The organism is Gordonia sp. DT219 (assembly GCF_049847065.1).
Classification (GTDB): Bacteria; Actinomycetota; Actinomycetes; order Mycobacteriales; family Mycobacteriaceae; genus Gordonia.
Map to the genome: position 1 here is coordinate 667,088 of NZ_JBNCNR010000001.1, position 16,284 is coordinate 683,371.

Sequence of the window (16,284 nt, forward strand, 5' to 3'; positions counted from 1 at the left end):
GCGGCGTACGCCGGCCACTGCGCGACAGGCCAGTGAGCCTATATGACCTCGACGGGCCGCCCGTTCTCACCTTTCCGCACAGCCTCGACCTGTTCGGCGATCGGTCGGTGATCCTGGTCGGCCTACCCGGTCACACCCCGGCGAGTATCGGAATTCTCGCGCAGACCGCCGCCGGCCCAACACTTCTCGCCGGCGATGCCGTGTGGAGCAGAGTCCAGATCGACCGATTCCGACAGAAGGCGTCATACCCGGGCCTGCTCGCCGACGCCGAACGGGACACGGCCTGGCAGACGCTACATCGCCTCTACGCGATACGAGACCGCATCACCATCGCGCCCAGCCATGACAGAAGTCCCACGACGACAGTCTGATCGGCCGTACCGACTCAAAGCGCCGTTGCGGCAACAGGCATGCCCCGACGTCCTGGACGCGGTGCCGGTCAAGCGAGGTTGATCTGCACGGGTACCGCGTTGCCGATGGTGTGTCCGACTGGCGAGCTCTTCAGTACGTTCGCGTGGAGCGTCTCCAGCGCCGCGCGCGGAGCATCCGAATCGACGGTGATCGTCGCGGTGATCGAGTCAAACCCGGCGTGACCTTCGGCCAGTCCGAGGAAGACGTGCAGGTCGAGATCACCCTTGAGGTCGACGCGCACGTCCCGCAGCTCGATCCCGGCGAGCGTGGCGTTCGCGGCATAGCCGACGGCCAGGCAGTTACCCAGGGCGCCGAGGAGCTGTTCGACCGGATTGGGCGCGGTGTCGGCGCCGCCCAGGCCGGCCGGTTCGTCCGATGCCGAGGGCGCGAACTTCCGTACCTTGGCCTCCGAGGCGAACGCACCCTTCCAGGTCACATGGGCCGCCCAGGTGGTCTTCGCGTTCCCCGGGTCGTCCTTGATCGACTGCACCAGACTCCCTACGGCGTCGATGTTGACATCGTTGAGCTGGCTGGTCGCGGTTTCGGTCATCGATTGGATCCTCTCGAGTCGTCGACCACACCGACGGTAGGTCGCTGCACCCGGGGATTCCTCGTTAAATCCGCACCGATTTCAAACAAGGAGGAACTACGCCCGCATCTCGGGACCAGGCGCGCGCTGCTCGGCGATCACCCCTGTACGGCGTCGTCCCATCCGTAGAGTTCGGCCGGATTCTGCCGCAGGATACGGTCGCGGACAGCGAGATCAGGCACCCAGGTGCGCAGCGCCGCTGCCAGGGCGGCGTCGTCCGGGGGGCGTCCCAACTCCGTGAGATGCGGCCAATCACTGCCCCAGACAAGCCTATTCGGCGCGTCGGCGACCAGTGTCCGTGCCACGCGGGCCGCTTCGGGATAGTCGCCGGTGCGATTCGCCGTTTCGGGATCGGTTGCGTTGAGGTAGGCGCCGGAGAGTTTGACCCATGTACGACCGTTGTCGAGCAACCGTTGCAGCGCGTCGAAGGCCGGACCCGTCATGCTGCCGGTGAGCGGCAACCGGGCCATGTGGTCGATGACGAGCGGGCACGGCAGACGGTCGAGTCGGTCGGCGTACCCGGCGATCTGCTCACCCATCAAATGCACCTGAATGTGCCAACCGAGATCGGCAACACGTCGGGCGAGTGGCTCGAGCATGTCCACGTCCACCACCGAATCGGCGGCATTCCAGAGACTGAACCGAAGGCCTCGGACACCGGCTTTGTCGAGCGCGCGCAGCTCGGAATCGGGAATGCCGGAATCCACTACGGCAATCCCGCGACCGGCACCGCCGAGTCGGTCGAGAGCGTCGGCGAGACAACCGTTGTCGGTGCCGTACACCTTGGACTGGACGATCACCACGCGCTGCGTGCCGAATGGGCGCCGCGCACGCAGATAGTCGTCGAGCCCGAATCCGCCAGGGACGGTTTGGCCTTCCCAGTCGCCGCGCGGCGCGAATCCTGCCTCGAGCACATGGATGTGGGCATCACACGCCGGTAATGCCTGCGGGCCGGAACCCGGCACGCTCACCCCAGCCTCATCGTCGCGAGCGGTACATGTTGCTGACCCGAGTGCAGGTCACGGTCGTGGAGGCCGCCCTGTGGGGCGCGACGGGGCAGCGACACCTTGACCACTCGCAATTCCGGCAGCTCGAAGACCCGGACGTCGGTGGGGTCGACGCGGTAGCGCTCGCCGATCCGCTCGGCGGTGATGGCCGAACTGCTGACGAGCGTGGTGAATGCTGCATCGTCGGGGAGGAAGATGTCGATGGTCGTCCAGAACGGCCCGGCGTTCTTGGCACGGACATAGCTCGCGATGTCCGACACGGTCGGTGACTCAGGCATGGTGGCTCCCATCGTGGTGGAGGTTTCCGTCGAACTCGGTACGGAATGCGGCGTTCGCCGAGTCCACCGACAACACGTGCTGCAGGACGAACTCGTAGGCGGGTCCGCGCTCGATCTCGGCGGGGGAGTAGGGAAAAGCGAAGCTGGGCAACCGATCCATGTCCGGAAGCGGCAGATGCAGCAGTAGGGGACTGGCGATCTTCGCCACGGCGGTCGCCGTCTCCTGGTCGCCGGCACGCACCAGCATCACCAGCCCGACCTCACGTGGCGGCGAGGCATCGGGTTCGATGTCGCCGAGCACGGCGTTGTAGCCGTAGGGGCGCAGATCGTAGGTGACCCCTACGGCTTCGTCTGCAAGGAGGTCGGCGATCCGGACATCGAGTTGAACACGCAAGAAGGCGAGCCACTCGTCGAAGCGGTCGAGAATCACCGGATCCCGTAGGCCGACAAGGCTCATCGTCTCGTAGCCGCGCAGGGCCGCACCCTCGAGTTTCACGGTGTGGGGCTCGTGATGGAAGACGCTGCCCTCGACCCGGACCCGCCGGTCGTCGAGCGCGGTGTAGGTGGCCGCGGTCGTATCGAGGGTCCCGGCGGGCTCGCGCAGCAAGAAGGGGTCGACGTTCTCGTACAGCATATGCGCGGCAACCGATCTCGGTGTGCACGCAGCGGTGGCGGCGAGTGGTTCGATGGTGAAACCGCCCGCGTCGAGCGTGATATGTACACCACCGGCCACCGGGTTGGTGGTCGACATCCCGCCGCATTCGGCGATCTTCGCGGCATGCCAGGTGGGGCCTTCGGGCGCGCCCTTGCGGAGCATGGCCGCCGCGATGACCGCCGTGTCGGTGGTGCGTCCGGCTAGGACGACATCCGCGCCGCGGTCCAGTGCATCGCTGAGGGGTTCGTGCCCCATCAACCCGACGATGTGCTCGCATTCGAGGAGGAGATCTTGATCGAGCGGGCCGCCGCCCGGCAGCGGAGCGATGTCGCCGTCAGCGAGTGCCGAGACCAGCGCCGACGGCTTCTGTTCGCTGTAGATTCGCGCCAGTCGTAAGGACAGCCCGTCCTGGGTCAGGATGTCGCGGGCGATCCCGGCTACCCAGTCCACCCCGGCGTCGGTGCCGGCGGTGCCGCACGAACCGACGATCAGGGGTACACCGGCGCGGGAGCTAGCGTTCAGCAGCAGCCGCAAGTCGCGTCGCACCGCCGCAGCGGTCGGCTTCGCCGTGGCCGTGCCGAGGTAGTACGCACCGGGATCGGTGGATCCCGCATCGATCGCTATCGCGTCGACGCCGAGATCGATGCCCCGGTCGAGAGTCTCGGCCGGAAATCCGGTCCCGAGCATTCCGGCCGGAACCATGATGCGGGCGATCGGTGGAAGACTCATGGACATGAAGGCAGGTCTCCTTGATTGTTGACGTCGAAGGTCGTTCAGACGGTGCGGTTGTTGGTCTTCGGCCCCAGGATCTGCACGGCCGCCGCCATGATCAGAACGAGTGCGGCGCACGCGACATAGACGGTTCCCGCACCGGCGGCGTCGAGGACCGGAACCGCGACGAGCGGCAAGACGGCCGAGACCACCCGCGAGAGTGCGTAAGGCCGTCCGATCGCGCCGGCCCGCATGTGGGTCGGGAACAGTTCGGCGAGGTAGATATGGCTGACGTTGGACTGGACGACACTGGCGAGCCCCGTCAGGAACCCTGCGGCAACGATCACCACCGCATCGATGCCGACGCCGAAGATGGTGCCGCACACGGCGACTGCGATACTCGACGCGATCAGCAGGGTTCGGCGCTGAATTCGCTCGACCAGGAACACACTACAGATGGAGCCGAGCGGGTAGCCGATCGCGGTCAACGCCACCATCAACAGCGAATCGGCCACGTCATACCCCTTGGCGACCAGCGCCAGCGGCGCCAACGAGGCAAAGCCGTAGAAACCGATGGGGTTCAACAGATTCACCACCCAGATGAGGATGGTTCGCCGGCGCAGCTCACCCGGCGTGTGTGCCACCGCAGACGGCGCAGCGGTAACCGGCGCAGCGGTAACCGGCGCAGCGGTAACCGTGGGACGGTGCCCGATCGGCGCCGAACGAGCGATGTCGCGCAGGATCTTCTCGGCTTCGTCGTATCGGCCCTGACTGATCAGCCAGCGCGGCGACTCGGGCAATGAGCGGCGCATGAGCCACACGACAATCGCCCCAGCACCGGTGCACACCATGAGAATTCGCCAGCTCGCCACACCTGCGATTTCGTGCGGCAGAGCAAAGGTCAGCACACCGATGACGGGGACGGCCGTCAGGGCGATCGTGTAGCTGGCGGCGATGAGTCGGCCGCGGCGCGCGTTGGGCATCGTCTCGGCCAGATAGCTGTCGACGAGCGTCAATTCCGCACCCAGCCCGATGCCGAGCAGGACTCGCATGATGATCAGCACGGCGACTGTCGGCGAGAACGCGGCCAAGGCCGACAGGATGGCGTAGGCCGCGAGGTTGACCTGGAACATCCTGCGGCGACCGAAACGATCGGCGAGGGGCGCCAGGGTCAGGGAGCCGACTGCCTCGCCCACGAACGGAGCAGCCAGCAGCGTGGCCTTGGCCATCGTGCTGAGGTCCCAGTGCTCACCGATGAGTGGGATGAGTAGGGACCCGAGCGCAACCTCGGCGAAGTTGAACACTCCTCCCACGCCGAGAAGAAGGACGAGGCGGCGATGCCATCTCGTCACCGGTTCGGCGCCGAGACGAGCCATCATCTCGTCGCCGATCGCCGGGTCCATCCGGGTCATGGCAGGTCGGGCAGCAGCGGTGCTACGCGACGGAGGTACTTGATCCACGTCACAAAGCATTGCACATCGCCATAGCGCTATGCAATAGCATCGTGGAATTGCGCACCACTCGCTGCGGCAAACTTGCTGGTCAGCGTCGCGACTGCGGGTGCGACAACCGGAGATCCACCGAAGAACGGAGATGGGTGCGGGTAACCTGTTCGGCACGCTCGGGGTCGTGGGCTGCGATGGCGTCGACGAGATCGGCATGCGCACGCAGCTGTTGCTCACCGAGCTCGCGTCGACTTTGCGTCATCACCTCGATGGCCTCGAGGCGCGCCGACCGCCCGACCACTTCACAACTCTGCGCAAGCCGCGTGACGACCGGATTGTCGGCGACCTTCGCGACCGTGTCGTCGAACCGGCGTGCCGCCACCAGGATGACCCGCGGAATCCCTTCGCGCGCCGCCGTTTCGAGGTCGCGCAGCCGAGAACGCAAGAGCGCGATCTGATCCGGCGTCGCCTTTTCGGCGGCGAATCCGGCCAAGACCCCCCGGATCGCCACCTCTGCTGATTGAAGCTCGGCGAGGGCCTCCACCGAGTGCTCGACGACGACGAGGGTGCGCGGCCCGGTCTTCTCGACAAGCCCTTCCTGTTCGAGTCGACGTAATGCCTCACGGACCGGGGTCGGACTCATTCCCAGTGACAGCGCCAGCGAGCGCTCGGTGAGCCGTTGAGCGGGAACAATGCGGCCCGTGGCGATCTGCTCGCGAATCTCGAGGTAGGCGCGCTCGCCCATCGGGATGACGGCGGCTGAGTCAGTCGGGTCGGAATCGGGCAAGTCGGAATCGGACGCGGGATCGAAGGTGGCTGACACGCGTCCAGACTAACGTGTGCCATCGCATATTGCTGCAGCAGCGCTAGGCCCCGCCGAGCCCCTCGCGTGTGATCACTACGCCCGGTGCGTAGCCGTCAGCTGACTCTGCAGCGTCTGCGTGTCCAGATATTGGCGGTCCTTGAGGACTCTGCCATCACCGTCGAGAACGAGCACCTTCATGTAGCGCACTTCGAAGGTTGCTCCCGGCGAATGGGGGATCAACTTTCGTCCGCCCAGGTGCAGATCGGCCGAAGACGTTCCGGCGCCGACGATCTCATACGCCACAGCGGTGTCGACCGACCGGTACAGTGCGGTGATCTGTTCGCGATAGTCGGGGAACGCGGCAAACCATCCGCGGCTCCACGCCAGCGTTTGCTCCAGGTCGAGTTCGATGGTCGGGGTGAGGTGAAACCGATACCGGTCCGCACACGTCCGACGCCAGTCGTCCCATCGCTGTCTGGTCCATGCGTTTTGCACGCGTCTTTGTATTTCGATCACATCCATCCGGTGCCTCTTCGACTGCTCGGTGAATTCTGGTCAGATGTCGGCAGGCTGGAACGGCGAGGCCGCATCGGGGTCATGGCTGGGGACAATTGCCACGGACGAGTCGAGTGCCGACAAGATTCGGATCACGTCGAACGCCGTCCGACGATCGCTGTCGAAGAGACGGCTCAGCCCTTTGCCCCGCCTGTACCGGATCTGCACGTTGTGCCACACCGCATCTCCGACCAGCAACACCCAACGTGGTTGCGGTGCTGCGCGCTCTCCCAAGTGCAACAAGAATCCGACGCTGCCCGGTGTGTGACCCGACATCTCCAGGACCGTGACCGAACCGTCGCCGAACATGTCGTGACTGCGGGGAAAGCCGAGGACCGGAGGTCCGTCGAGCTCGTAGAAGTCCACCATTCGATCCACCAGGGCCCGACGGGCGACACCCGACGGTGCCCGTCTTCCGTCCATGGCCCAATGCCATTCACGCTCGGTGACCCGCATCGGCAGGTCCGGCGCGTCGACGAGGCCCGAGACGTGATCCCAATGCAAATGGGTGGGCAGCGCGAAATCGATGTCGGCGAATGTGAGGCCGACGTCTTCCAGTGAGTCGCGCACACTGACAACCGACGCCGGCGGCGCCACCAACGCGCGCATCGGGGCAGGCAGTTGTGGCAACACGCGGCGATGCACGTCGGCGCAGATCGCCGGATCGACCAAGATATTGGCGGCCGCGTGCCGAACCAGGAAACTGGTCATCGCATTGCCCACTCGCGCCGGAGACCGTACTCCGGCGGCAACGATCGGCGTTGCCGGCTCGCGTCGCACCTGACGAAACGTCGTCAGCGTGACAGTTCCGGAAGCCGACGGGAGGTTCGCGGTGCCTGCGGGGGGACCGAGGGTCATGGTGCGAGCCGAATCCGCTGGTCAGCATATCGGCGACGGCGGCGGACACCGCGAGAAGATTCGGGACCAGACGTCCTCGCGCCGAGACATCCGGACGATCGGGGTCGCGTGAAATCGAGCGTGCTGAGGTCATGTCTGGCAGGCTATTTCTTCAGGTCGACCTGAAGTCAAGAGTCGACTCGGAATCGGCAGAAGGAGCCCCGGATGGGCTATCGGATCGGAGAAGCCGCAGCCGCAATCGGGGTGCAGACGCATGTACTGCGGCACTGGGAGGACGTCGGGGTGCTCGTCCCAGCGCGCACCGCCACGGGGCAGCGCATCTACGACGATGAATCGATCACTCGCGCTCGGATCATCAGGCGATGCCAGCACGCCGGCCTTTCGCTGGCTCAGATACGTGCGCTTGCGCCCTCGACCACCGGCGAGCGAGTCGCCATCATCAACGAGCAGCGCGCCGCAATCCAGAACACGATCGCACAACTGCGTCGCACCGATGAATTCCTCGGCCACGTCACCCGATGTCGCCACCCGCTCGTCGACCAATGCCCCGAATGTTCCGACTTTGCGCACCACGGATGAGCGGGCCGAGCGGCAGCGCGACCGGATGATCTTTCAGCGTGCTTTCAGCTCACGAGTGCAACGCTAGAAGGGCAATGTCGGACCCGTACCAGGATTCTTCACCTTGTCCGGTCCTTGCTGACACACGAGCGCCGGGCCAGTTCACACAGGCCGAGGTTGTGACGGATAGGCCCAGCGACAAAGGGAGTCGACGATGTCCAGAAACGCCAGAACCACCAGAATCCGCGTCGCGGTGATCGCCGCGGGCGCCGCCACCGCCGCCATCTTCGGCGCGGCCGGCCACGCATCGGCCGACATCACCCCCGGTACCTACACCTCGACGACGTCGTCGTCGGGCATCGTGCTGCTGCAACGCCCAGGCCACGTCGAAGGGCATGACCTGGTTCTCATCGGGCGGTACCCGATCCACTCGACACCGAACGGCGGTTACGTGGACATCTTCCCCGGACACCGAATCGTCTACAACAGCGACGGACACGGCGGATACAGCGGTCCGGTCTATTTCGGTTCCGTGGTCGTCGGCACGGGCACCCTTACTCCGCATCGCTGACCGAGAGCGGCCGAGCCCAGTAGAGGCGCGAATGCTATGAGACCCTGCCCGCCTATGGCATCTGAGCGGTGAGTCCATCAAGCACACAACACAATCCGCGCTCGAACCGCCGGTCCGGATCCAGATCATCGGCTTCGCGGACCATCCGATTGAGGCGCGGGTACGCACCACTGTCCAATACCTCTTGCACGTATGGGGCCACGGAGGCATGCCACTGCACGTCGGTGAGTCCAGACCGCTGCCGGACTTGCCTTTCGGCGAGTTCCCGTACTGTCGCACCGAGCACGTAGGCCAAGATTGTCTCGACGGCACTGCTGTTGGTTGTCGGATCGTCGGCGTAACCGCCGGCCGCCGCCAGCGCCCGCTCGTAGTGGGTCAGTGCGTTCGCGCCGATGGCAGGCCGCCCGGCCAATTGAGTCCCCAACCAAGGATGAGCGTTGAGCATGGTGCGGCGATTGCGCGCCACTGCAGCGAGATCTGTGCGCCACTCGCCCGATGGCTCAGGAGGTATGTGCTCGCCAAGAACTGCGTCAACCATGCGATCGAGGAGTTCGTCTCGGTTGTTGAGCACGCGGTAAAAAGAGGCCGTGCCCGACCCGAGCGCGCCGGCCACTCGACGGAGGGACAACGCCGCGAGCCCATCTTTGTCTGCCAACACAACCGCGGTCCTGACGATGTCTGATAGTTCTGGCGCCCTCCCACGCCGCGCCGAACGCTCTTGATCCCAAGATGCCATGGATACATCGTAGCCAGCGCGGCTACGCTGTATCCATGGATATTCCGACACTACTCAGCGCCTACTTCGCGGCGATCGATGACAAGCGTCTTGACACCGACATTGTCGCAGCGACCTTCTTGCCCGACGGTCGGATAGTCCGACCGGATGGCGTCGCCCTCACCGGCCCAGTCGAGATCCTCGACGAACAGACCCGGAGCTTCGCGCGGTTCCGCGCAACCCATCACATGCTCACCGACCATGTCGTCACTCGATCCGGGGATACCGCCCAAGTGCGAGCAAACATGCAGGCGATGCACCTCTGGAACGACGCCGGCAACTCCGCCGAACTAGAAACGCACTTTGTCGCCGGGGGCGTCCTGCGGGCCGGCGCCGAATTCACTCCAGACGGTTGGCGATTGAGCGAATTGACGATGCGGCCGACCTGGCGCACCGGCGCCACGACACGCATGTTCCTTTCGGCCCACAGATGATGCCAAAGGCGCTGGAGCGCCGCCGCTCCGCCTATTGCGTTACTTCGTCGTGAGCGCGAGGACCGGGATGGTGCGGATACCGGCCGTCTTCTTTTCGTAGTCGGCGAAGCCGGGGTAGCGGCGGGCTTGTTCGGCGTAGATACGGTCGCGGTCGGTGCCGGTGATCTCGGCGACTTCGACGTCGCGGGTGTCGCTGCCCACCTCGATGCGCGCAGTGCCCGCGGTGGTGAGGTTGTAGTACCAGTCGGGATTGGTGGGTGCGCCGGCCTTGGAGGCGAACACGTAGATGGTGCGCGGATTGTCGGCGTCGGGCAGGTACATCATCGGGGTGATGTTCTGCTTGCCGGTCTTGCGGCCTTGGTGGTGGACCAGGACCATGGGTGCGCCTTCGAAATTGCCACCGACTTTGCCGTCGTTGGCGCGGAACTCGGTGATGATCTGGGTGTTCCAGTCGTTTGGTGCGCTCATGGGGCTCCTCATCGGTGGTCGGTGATCCGGTCAGTACTCGAGATGTGAACGGAGGCGTGCTGCGGCGCCGGCGGAAATCGCGCGATGTACCGCCCTACTGACTCTACGACGGTCGCCGAGTCACGCGGTAGTGGTTCACCGACGTGCGGGAGCGGAAATTCACGCGGTTCGATCAACTCTCGGATGCGGATGCTGCTCGTAGAACTCGATGTGCGACCGCGCGGCAGCCTCCCATGTCAATCCGCGGGCCAGCACACGGCCCGGCTCGGCTCGGGGATGATCGCCGCGCAATGCCGCGTCGAGTCGCGCGGCCAGTGACGGAACTTCCCCGGCGTAGGTGACCACATCTCCGAAAACCTCTCGGAGGATGGGGAGTTCGCGTGTGACGACTGGTCTTCCGGCCGCAAGCGCCTCCATCGCGGCGAGCCCGAAACCTTCTTTGATCGAGGGAAAAGCGAATGCGTCGCAGCCCGCGACCAGCGAGGGGAGGGCGGCGTCGTCGACGGCACCGAGCACGATCGGCGCTACCCCGAGTTCGGACTGCCTGCGGTCGAAGTCGGCTCGATAGTCGCGGTAGTCGAACAAGGTCTCGCCGCCCGCGAATACGAGCGAGAGATCGGGGTGATCACGGCGGAGCAGAGCATATGCCTCGAGGAGGTCGATGCTGCCTTTGCGGGGCTCGATGCCGCCGACAGCCAGGACGTAGTGCCCCAGACGCGTGCGCCACTCGTCCCGCCTCGCTTCGGCGGCCGGGGAGTCGGCTGCTGCCGACGCGAACCGCGCATAGTCGACTCCGTTCGGGATCACGGTCGGATGCAGACTCCACCCGTCGCGCACCTCGTCGGCGACGGCCTGTGACACACAGATCCGTGCGTACGGATCGACCACGGCCTTCTCGTGACACTCGACGAGCACCGGCGTGGTGAACCGGTCGAGGTGGTGAATCGTCCGAATGCATGTCCCGACCGCGTTGGCGCTGATGCAGTCCTGGGCGTGGACGATGTCATAATCGTTGTACGCGAACGAATGTCCGATCACGTTGATCGACCTCACGATTCGGTCGGTGACCGTCTCGTCGGGGACGTCCGGGAACGGGATGAGACGTTGTCGGACGGAATCGGCGATCGAGCGGAAGAAGCCCTCGTCGCCACCACGCGCCAGGCTCCACACCGTGACGTCGACCCCGAGTCGGGAGAGTGATTCGGCGAGGTTGAGGGTGTGGACCACCCCACCACGCGGCTTCGTCGAGTAGGTGATCAGCGCAACACGCATCAGGATGCTCCGAGATCGGCTGCCGAAGGATAGATTTCGGGACGCAGCTCGGCGAGGTGGTTAAGTGTGCGTCGGGCGCGGATGATCTCGGACTCGACGTCCGCGTCGATCTTGGCGAGGCCACCTTTGGATCGGGTGGTGGCGAGGACGTCTCCGCCCGGTCCGACAACCTTTGCCTGGCCGAGAAATTGGAGTGAGCCGGTGACCCCGGTGAGGTTGGCGGAGACCATGAACACCTGGTTCTCGGCGGCGCGGGCGCAGTCGTAGAGGTCGAACAGGCGCGACTGGCGGTCGGCCGGAAGGCGGGCGGCCCGGTCGGTCACGCTCGCCGGCCACGCCGAGAGAGCCGCGATGATCTGGGCTCCATCGACGGCGAGGGTGCGGGCCGATTCGGGGAAGGTCTTGTCGTAGTCGATGAGCATCCCGACGCGTCCGACCGGCGTGTCGAAGGTGGTGAACGAATCACCCGCCGCGTAGGCCGCGGACTCGCCGGCCGGTTGATGGACCTTACGGTGTGAGCCGAGAATGCCGTCGCCCGTGAGACATACGGCCGCGTTGTAGTGGGTCTCGCCGTCGGCTTCGGTGTATCCGATGCACACGGTCATGTCCCCGGCGGCCTCGGCGATCGTTGCCAGTTCCGGTCCGTGCGGGTCGAGGGCCGGGGGCAGGTCGTCGAGATCGGGGGAGCGCAGGTTGCCGATGTAGCCGCCGAGGGTCGCGTCGGGAAACACGAGGAGATCGACCCCGTCGCGGCGAGCGGCCTCGATGATGCCGACGGCCTTGGCGACGCCACGTTCCACGTCGCGGCCGAAGTGACCCGCAAGTGCGCCGAGCGTGACTGTTCCCATGTCATCGAACTCTACCGAGAGGCCGCCCCGTCGACCCGCCGACGACCCGCGCGTGGTGCGGTCTCACGCGATGCCCAATCCGGTCACGGTGGATTCCACCGCGGTCGTGGTGCGCCCGTCGGGCCAGTGCAACCGTACCCCGGCTTGCGACGTCAACCGACCGCATGGAGCTGCGGTGACCGGTCCCGGAACGTCGGTGATCCTGCGCTCGTCGGCGACGAGCATCGCGAACCCGGGGAAGCACGTCATCCACGCACCCATCGCCGCCGACTCCGGGCGGGGGATGGCGGCGACGTCGAGTTCGGCACCGGTGCCCGATGCCTCCGCGAGCATACCGAGCGTTCCGACCAACCCGGCCATGCTCACGTCCTTGGCCGCCGCCGGGCGCAGCCCACCCACGATCGACGACATGCCCACGAGTTCCCCACTCGACCGCGTGCTCGTCGAATCCCATTGGCGTCCTTGATATCCCGCCCGCCACGAGCCCCCCAGATCAGCGACGAGCGAGACCGTGTTGCCGGCCCGTCCACCGCCGCCCGGGACCGGCTGCGGGGTCCGCCCCAGCGCTGTGACCGACAACGCAGCGGGGACACCGAGTTGCGTGTGTCCGCCGAGGACCGGGGTGCGCCACATCTGCGCGGCATCCGCGATCCCGCGAATGATCCGGTGCAGGTGAGCGGTGCTGGGCGCGCCGACGGAATCGAGCATGCCCACGGGATCGGCGCCCATCGCCGAGAGATCGTTGAGGTTCACCAGGACCGAGCACCAGCCGGCCCATTCCGGGTCGCGTTCCACCATCGACGGGATGATCGCATCGCAGGCCGCGACGAAGTCACTGTGGGGGACCGGTACGCCGTCGTCGCCGCAGAATCCCGCCGGCCCCAGACCGCCCGATTGCGCCGCGAAGGGCCGTAATGCGCGGGCCAGAACGGATTTCGTGTCATCGGAGTGCGCCTGGAGGCGACCGATCGGCCACGACATGTGCCGATGCGAACGGCCTCGGATGACGGGGCCGGTTCCGAGATCGTCCCACCCGAGCGAGGTGAACAGTCGCCGGTAGCGTTCCTGCACGGTGGCGTCGAAGCGCAGGACGTCGTGGCCTTCGGCGAAGGCGCACGCCGCACGGACCAACGCCGCACCGATCCCGGCGGCATGAGCGTCGTCGGCGACGACGAGCCGGCTGCCCGACCACCATCCGATGTCGACGGGTGTGCACGGCCCCAGCCGGACGCCGCCGAGCACACGGCCGTCGTCGGCGGTGGCCACCAGGACCGCGGTGCGCGGGTCGTCATCGGTGTCGTCACGATCGGTGCGGCTGAACAAGTCCTGCCGCTGCACGAACTGCACGTGGCGCAGGTCGCGGTACGCCTGCAGTTCGGTGATGGTGTCGGCCAGGTGGATCAGGAAGGGACTGGCCACCTGCCGAGGTGATCCGGCGAGAATCGACAGGTCGGCCGTGTCGGTGGTGGACGTCGCGCATCCCACGGAGGTGCCGTCGAGCATGTCAGCCCCCGACGCTCTGCAGGATGCTGCACGCGCCGCAGGCCGCGCATCCGGCGCGTTGATCGCCACCGGACATGGTGAGCAGTTGCAAGTGGGCCGCGACCTCCCGCATGACCTTCTCGACGACCGCGGGATCGGGCGCCGACGCCCCGTCGACCTCGACGGCGAGCGTGCCCTGATGGGGCCGGAACGGCACGATGAACGGGTAGACGCCCGCATCCGCGAGTTCTTTTGCACCGGCGATCATCTCGTCGGGGTCCTCACCGAGGCCGACGAGAAGGTAGGTCGAGACCTGATTGCGGCCGAACACCCGGACTGCTTCCCGCCAGGCCGCCCAGTATTCCGTCATCGGCACCGTCGACTTCCCCGGCATCCACCGACGGCGTACCTCGTCGTCGAGGGATTCGACGTGGATACCGATCGCGTCGGCACCGGCATCGCGGAGTTCGGTGAGGGTCACAAGGTCCGCCGGAGGTTCGCATTGCACCTGGATCGGCAGTTCGGGAACGGCAGCCTTCACCGCCCGCACACACCGGGCGAGGTGTCGCGCACCACGGTCCTTGCCCGCGGAGGTTCCGGTGGTCATGACCATATTGGTGACACCGTCGAGATCGACTGCGGCCCGGGCCACTTCGGCGAGATGTTCTGGCTTCTTGACCGCGACGGTCGATCCGGTGCGTAACGATTCCTCGATGGAACAGAATCGGCAGCGTTGGTCTTCGGTGTAGCGAATGCACGTCTGGAGCACGGTGGTCGCGAGGACGTTGCGGCCGTGCAGCTTTGCGATCTGCTCGTATCCGACGCCGTCGTCGGTGCTCCGGTCGTAGAACCGTGGGCGTCCGATGACTCCGATGTCTAGGCCCACGTCCATTCCGTCGTACAGGACGCGGTCGCCGTCGAAGACGAAGGGACTGTCCGGGTGTCGGGGAATCGCGGCATGGAGTCCGTCGACCAGGAGGTGTCCGTCGTCGGTGGGTCCGGCGCCGCCGGTGCGGTTTACCGGTGGGGTGCCGCGGATGCCGAGGAGTGCCAGGTCGACGCGGGTGGATGCGGTCATCGTGGAGTCCGTTCGTCAGTGGGTCGGGCCGGCCCGCGCAGGCTGTTCCCGGCCGGCGCGCGTCGTCGGATCTTGCCCGCGTCGTTGCGGAGTGGTGTATCGGTGAACATGATTCGGGCCGGCCGCCACTGCGCCCCGAAGTGTCGTTCGATGTACTGCGCGACGAGCTCTGCGGGGCAGGTGTGTGCAGCGGTTTCGATGGTCACGGACAGCTGTGACCGCCCGTCAGGGCCGGCTTCGGCAAAGGCGACAGCACTGTCGACGCCGGGCAGTTCCGCCAGACATTGTTCGACGTCGGCGGGATAGAGGTGGTCGCTGCCGCGGCGAATGATGTCGGACTCGCGGTCGAGGACATAGAGGTAGCCGTCGTCGTCGACGTATCCGACATCACCGAGGGTGTCCCAGCCGTCGGCGCGGCGTCTGCCGGGCGCACCGAGATATCGATACGACGGCGCCGAGCCGCGCCGCATCCAGATGGTCCCGGCCACACCCGCTGCGGCCACCGAGCCGTCGCGTAGGCGGATCTCCAGTTCCGTTCCCCCGATGGGTTTTCCGGCCGTCCCGGGGTGGTGGAGCCACTGCGATCCGGTGGCCATGGTGAGCCCGTTGGATTCGCTGCCCGCATACACCTCGACGACGCGCTCGGCGCCGAGCCACGCGATCAGTGCCTGCTTGTCGGGGGCCGGGCAGCGGGCTCCGAGATGCAGTACCGACTCCAACGAACTCAGGTCGTGCCGATGCCGCTCGGACTCGGGCAGTCGGAGCAGACGCCGGATCGACGGCGGGGACAGCACGGTCCAGGTGATCCGGTGTTCGGCCACGAGGCGCAAGAACCGGTGTTCGTCGAAATGCGGCTCGATGACGAGGGTGTGTCCGGCGGTCAGGCCGCGGAACGCGTAGGTGAATGCGGTCGAGTGCCAGAGCGGCGAGCACACCAGTTGTTTCGCCTGCCGGGGTACGAACGCCGCAACCGGCGCCTCGGGGTCGACGAGTGCCGGAGTCTGCGAGACAACGATCTTCGGGACTCCCGTGCTTCCGGAGGACGCGGGTGCCTTCCAGGAGGAGGACCAGATGTCGGGCAGTCGCCCGGCCGACACTTCGAGGGCGTCGGACTCGGTCACGACAGGAACCGACGCCGACGCCGACGCCCCGATGACCACCGTCGGTTGTGCGAGCTCCCGGAGCGTGGCACGTTCGTCGGCGCGCATTGCCGGTTCGAACGGCATGGGAGTCGCGCCGGCCCGCCAGATCGCCAGGCATGCCACCACGAAGTCGACGCCGTTGGGGAGGGCCACCTCGACGAGGTCGTCACGCTGGACGTGATGCTTGTGGAGTAGCCGGGCGAGTCGGTTGGCGCGCTCATCGATCTCGCCGGCCGTCGTGGCGCCGGTGGTGTCGGTGACCAGCACCTGATCCGGCGCGGTCCGCGCCCGATCGGCGAAAACCGATGAGATCGATTGAACGACCATGGCTTCGAGCTCCTC

Annotated in this window: 19 protein-coding genes; 4 read left to right on the plus strand and 15 right to left on the minus strand. The window is 66.3% G+C overall.

The features are described 5' to 3' along the window. Window positions 1-32 precede the first annotated feature (32 nt). Window positions 33-371 (plus strand): hypothetical protein, encoded by a 339-nt coding sequence (locus ACPXB3_RS03210; RefSeq protein ID WP_425726342.1) that lies wholly within the window; start codon window positions 33-35, stop codon window positions 369-371. Between the two features lie 68 nt (window positions 372-439). Here ACPXB3_RS03210 and ACPXB3_RS03215 read toward each other — a convergent pair whose 3' ends face one another. From ACPXB3_RS03215 to ACPXB3_RS03250, 8 genes are all read right to left on the minus strand, one after another. Then, window positions 440-961, minus strand: coding sequence for an OsmC family protein (locus ACPXB3_RS03215; RefSeq protein ID WP_425726344.1), 522 nt, complete (start codon window positions 959-961; stop codon window positions 440-442). A 137-nt stretch (window positions 962-1,098) separates the two neighbouring features. After that, the gene (locus ACPXB3_RS03220) at window positions 1,099-1,971 is read right to left on the minus strand and encodes an amidohydrolase family protein (protein ID WP_425726346.1); all 873 of its coding nucleotides are present in this window, start codon (window positions 1,969-1,971) and stop codon (window positions 1,099-1,101) included. After that, complete coding sequence (locus ACPXB3_RS03225) at window positions 1,968-2,285, minus strand: DUF4387 domain-containing protein (RefSeq protein ID WP_425726348.1); 318 nt, start codon at window positions 2,283-2,285, stop codon at window positions 1,968-1,970. Before ACPXB3_RS03225 ends, ACPXB3_RS03220 begins: the two co-directional genes overlap by 4 nt. Continuing rightward, the gene (locus tag ACPXB3_RS03230; protein WP_425726350.1) at window positions 2,278-3,675 is read right to left on the minus strand and encodes an acyclic terpene utilization AtuA family protein; all 1,398 of its coding nucleotides are present in this window, start codon (window positions 3,673-3,675) and stop codon (window positions 2,278-2,280) included. Before ACPXB3_RS03230 ends, ACPXB3_RS03225 begins: the two co-directional genes overlap by 8 nt. 38 nt (window positions 3,676-3,713) lie before the next feature. Continuing rightward, window positions 3,714-5,054, minus strand: coding sequence for an MFS transporter (locus tag ACPXB3_RS03235; RefSeq protein ID WP_425702569.1), 1,341 nt, complete (start codon window positions 5,052-5,054; stop codon window positions 3,714-3,716). A gap of 139 nt (window positions 5,055-5,193) precedes the next feature. Continuing rightward, a complete protein-coding gene (locus tag ACPXB3_RS03240) occupies window positions 5,194-5,919 on the minus strand; it encodes a GntR family transcriptional regulator (protein WP_425726352.1) in 726 nt (241 codons plus the stop codon). Window positions 5,920-5,994: 75 nt separating this feature from the next. Further along, window positions 5,995-6,423: an ester cyclase gene (locus ACPXB3_RS03245; RefSeq protein WP_425726354.1), complete on the minus strand. Its 429-nt coding sequence runs from the start codon at window positions 6,421-6,423 to the stop codon at window positions 5,995-5,997. Between the two features lie 33 nt (window positions 6,424-6,456). Further along, a complete protein-coding gene (locus tag ACPXB3_RS03250) occupies window positions 6,457-7,314 on the minus strand; it encodes an MBL fold metallo-hydrolase (protein WP_425726356.1) in 858 nt (285 codons plus the stop codon). Window positions 7,315-7,518: 204 nt separating this feature from the next. Between ACPXB3_RS03250 and ACPXB3_RS03255 the strand changes: the two genes are divergently transcribed. After that, window positions 7,519-7,893 carry a MerR family transcriptional regulator gene (locus tag ACPXB3_RS03255; protein WP_425726358.1) on the plus strand — a complete coding sequence of 125 codons (375 nt, stop codon included), beginning with the start codon at window positions 7,519-7,521 and terminating at the stop codon, window positions 7,891-7,893. Between the two features lie 193 nt (window positions 7,894-8,086). After that, the gene (locus tag ACPXB3_RS03260) at window positions 8,087-8,443 is read left to right on the plus strand and encodes a hypothetical protein (protein ID WP_425726360.1); all 357 of its coding nucleotides are present in this window, start codon (window positions 8,087-8,089) and stop codon (window positions 8,441-8,443) included. Window positions 8,444-8,495: 52 nt separating this feature from the next. On the opposite strand, the gene ACPXB3_RS03265 is transcribed toward ACPXB3_RS03260, so the two are convergent. Then, entirely contained in the window at window positions 8,496-9,056 is a 561-nt protein-coding gene (locus ACPXB3_RS03265) for a TetR/AcrR family transcriptional regulator C-terminal domain-containing protein (RefSeq protein ID WP_425726362.1), read from the minus strand. 158 nt (window positions 9,057-9,214) lie between these two features. On the opposite strand from ACPXB3_RS03265, the gene ACPXB3_RS03270 reads away from it, so the two are divergent. After that, window positions 9,215-9,652 (plus strand): nuclear transport factor 2 family protein, encoded by a 438-nt coding sequence (locus ACPXB3_RS03270; RefSeq protein ID WP_425726364.1) that lies wholly within the window; start codon window positions 9,215-9,217, stop codon window positions 9,650-9,652. 39 nt (window positions 9,653-9,691) lie between these two features. On the opposite strand, the gene ACPXB3_RS03275 is transcribed toward ACPXB3_RS03270, so the two are convergent. From ACPXB3_RS03275 to ACPXB3_RS03300, 6 genes are all read right to left on the minus strand, one after another. After that, window positions 9,692-10,120 (minus strand): nitroreductase family deazaflavin-dependent oxidoreductase, encoded by a 429-nt coding sequence (locus tag ACPXB3_RS03275; protein ID WP_425726366.1) that lies wholly within the window; start codon window positions 10,118-10,120, stop codon window positions 9,692-9,694. A gap of 159 nt (window positions 10,121-10,279) precedes the next feature. Next, window positions 10,280-11,392, minus strand: coding sequence for an MSMEG_0565 family glycosyltransferase (locus tag ACPXB3_RS03280; RefSeq protein ID WP_425726368.1), 1,113 nt, complete (start codon window positions 11,390-11,392; stop codon window positions 10,280-10,282). Next, the gene (locus ACPXB3_RS03285; RefSeq protein ID WP_425726370.1) at window positions 11,392-12,240 is read right to left on the minus strand and encodes a carbon-nitrogen hydrolase family protein; all 849 of its coding nucleotides are present in this window, start codon (window positions 12,238-12,240) and stop codon (window positions 11,392-11,394) included. Before ACPXB3_RS03285 ends, ACPXB3_RS03280 begins: the two co-directional genes overlap by 1 nt. Before the next feature lie 63 nt (window positions 12,241-12,303). Continuing rightward, window positions 12,304-13,743: an MSMEG_0567/sll0787 family protein gene (locus ACPXB3_RS03290; protein ID WP_425726372.1), complete on the minus strand. Its 1,440-nt coding sequence runs from the start codon at window positions 13,741-13,743 to the stop codon at window positions 12,304-12,306. Window position 13,744: 1 nt separating this feature from the next. Beyond that, on the minus strand, window positions 13,745-14,800 hold the full coding sequence (locus tag ACPXB3_RS03295) for an MSMEG_0568 family radical SAM protein (protein WP_425726374.1): 1,056 nt from the start codon (window positions 14,798-14,800) through the stop codon (window positions 13,745-13,747). Next, window positions 14,797-16,269, minus strand: coding sequence for an AMP-binding protein (locus ACPXB3_RS03300; RefSeq protein ID WP_425726376.1), 1,473 nt, complete (start codon window positions 16,267-16,269; stop codon window positions 14,797-14,799). Before ACPXB3_RS03300 ends, ACPXB3_RS03295 begins: the two co-directional genes overlap by 4 nt. Between the last annotated feature and the right edge of the window lie 15 nt (window positions 16,270-16,284).

Bases quoted from the DNA above. Each gene is read 5' to 3' on its own strand.
- ACPXB3_RS03250 (WP_425726356.1), bottom strand. From the start codon at position 7,314: ATGACCCTCGGTCCCCCCGCAGGCACCGCGAACCTCCCGTCGGCTTCC.
- ACPXB3_RS03260 (WP_425726360.1), top strand. From the start codon at position 8,087: ATGTCCAGAAACGCCAGAACCACCAGAATCCGCGTCGCGGTGATCGCC.
- ACPXB3_RS03215 (WP_425726344.1), bottom strand. From the start codon at position 961: ATGACCGAAACCGCGACCAGCCAGCTCAACGATGTCAACATCGACGCC.
- ACPXB3_RS03290 (WP_425726372.1), bottom strand. From the start codon at position 13,743: ATGCTCGACGGCACCTCCGTGGGATGCGCGACGTCCACCACCGACACG.
- ACPXB3_RS03245 (WP_425726354.1), bottom strand. From the start codon at position 6,423: ATGGATGTGATCGAAATACAAAGACGCGTGCAAAACGCATGGACCAGA.
- ACPXB3_RS03280 (WP_425726368.1), bottom strand. From the start codon at position 11,392: ATGCGTGTTGCGCTGATCACCTACTCGACGAAGCCGCGTGGTGGGGTG.
- ACPXB3_RS03230 (WP_425726350.1), bottom strand. From the start codon at position 3,675: ATGTCCATGAGTCTTCCACCGATCGCCCGCATCATGGTTCCGGCCGGA.
- ACPXB3_RS03285 (WP_425726370.1), bottom strand. From the start codon at position 12,240: ATGGGAACAGTCACGCTCGGCGCACTTGCGGGTCACTTCGGCCGCGAC.
- ACPXB3_RS03225 (WP_425726348.1), bottom strand. From the start codon at position 2,285: ATGCCTGAGTCACCGACCGTGTCGGACATCGCGAGCTATGTCCGTGCC.
- ACPXB3_RS03295 (WP_425726374.1), bottom strand. From the start codon at position 14,800: ATGACCGCATCCACCCGCGTCGACCTGGCACTCCTCGGCATCCGCGGC.
- ACPXB3_RS03255 (WP_425726358.1), top strand. From the start codon at position 7,519: ATGGGCTATCGGATCGGAGAAGCCGCAGCCGCAATCGGGGTGCAGACG.
- ACPXB3_RS03270 (WP_425726364.1), top strand. From the start codon at position 9,215: ATGGATATTCCGACACTACTCAGCGCCTACTTCGCGGCGATCGATGAC.
- ACPXB3_RS03275 (WP_425726366.1), bottom strand. From the start codon at position 10,120: ATGAGCGCACCAAACGACTGGAACACCCAGATCATCACCGAGTTCCGC.
- ACPXB3_RS03300 (WP_425726376.1), bottom strand. From the start codon at position 16,269: ATGGTCGTTCAATCGATCTCATCGGTTTTCGCCGATCGGGCGCGGACC.
- ACPXB3_RS03235 (WP_425702569.1), bottom strand. From the start codon at position 5,054: ATGGACCCGGCGATCGGCGACGAGATGATGGCTCGTCTCGGCGCCGAA.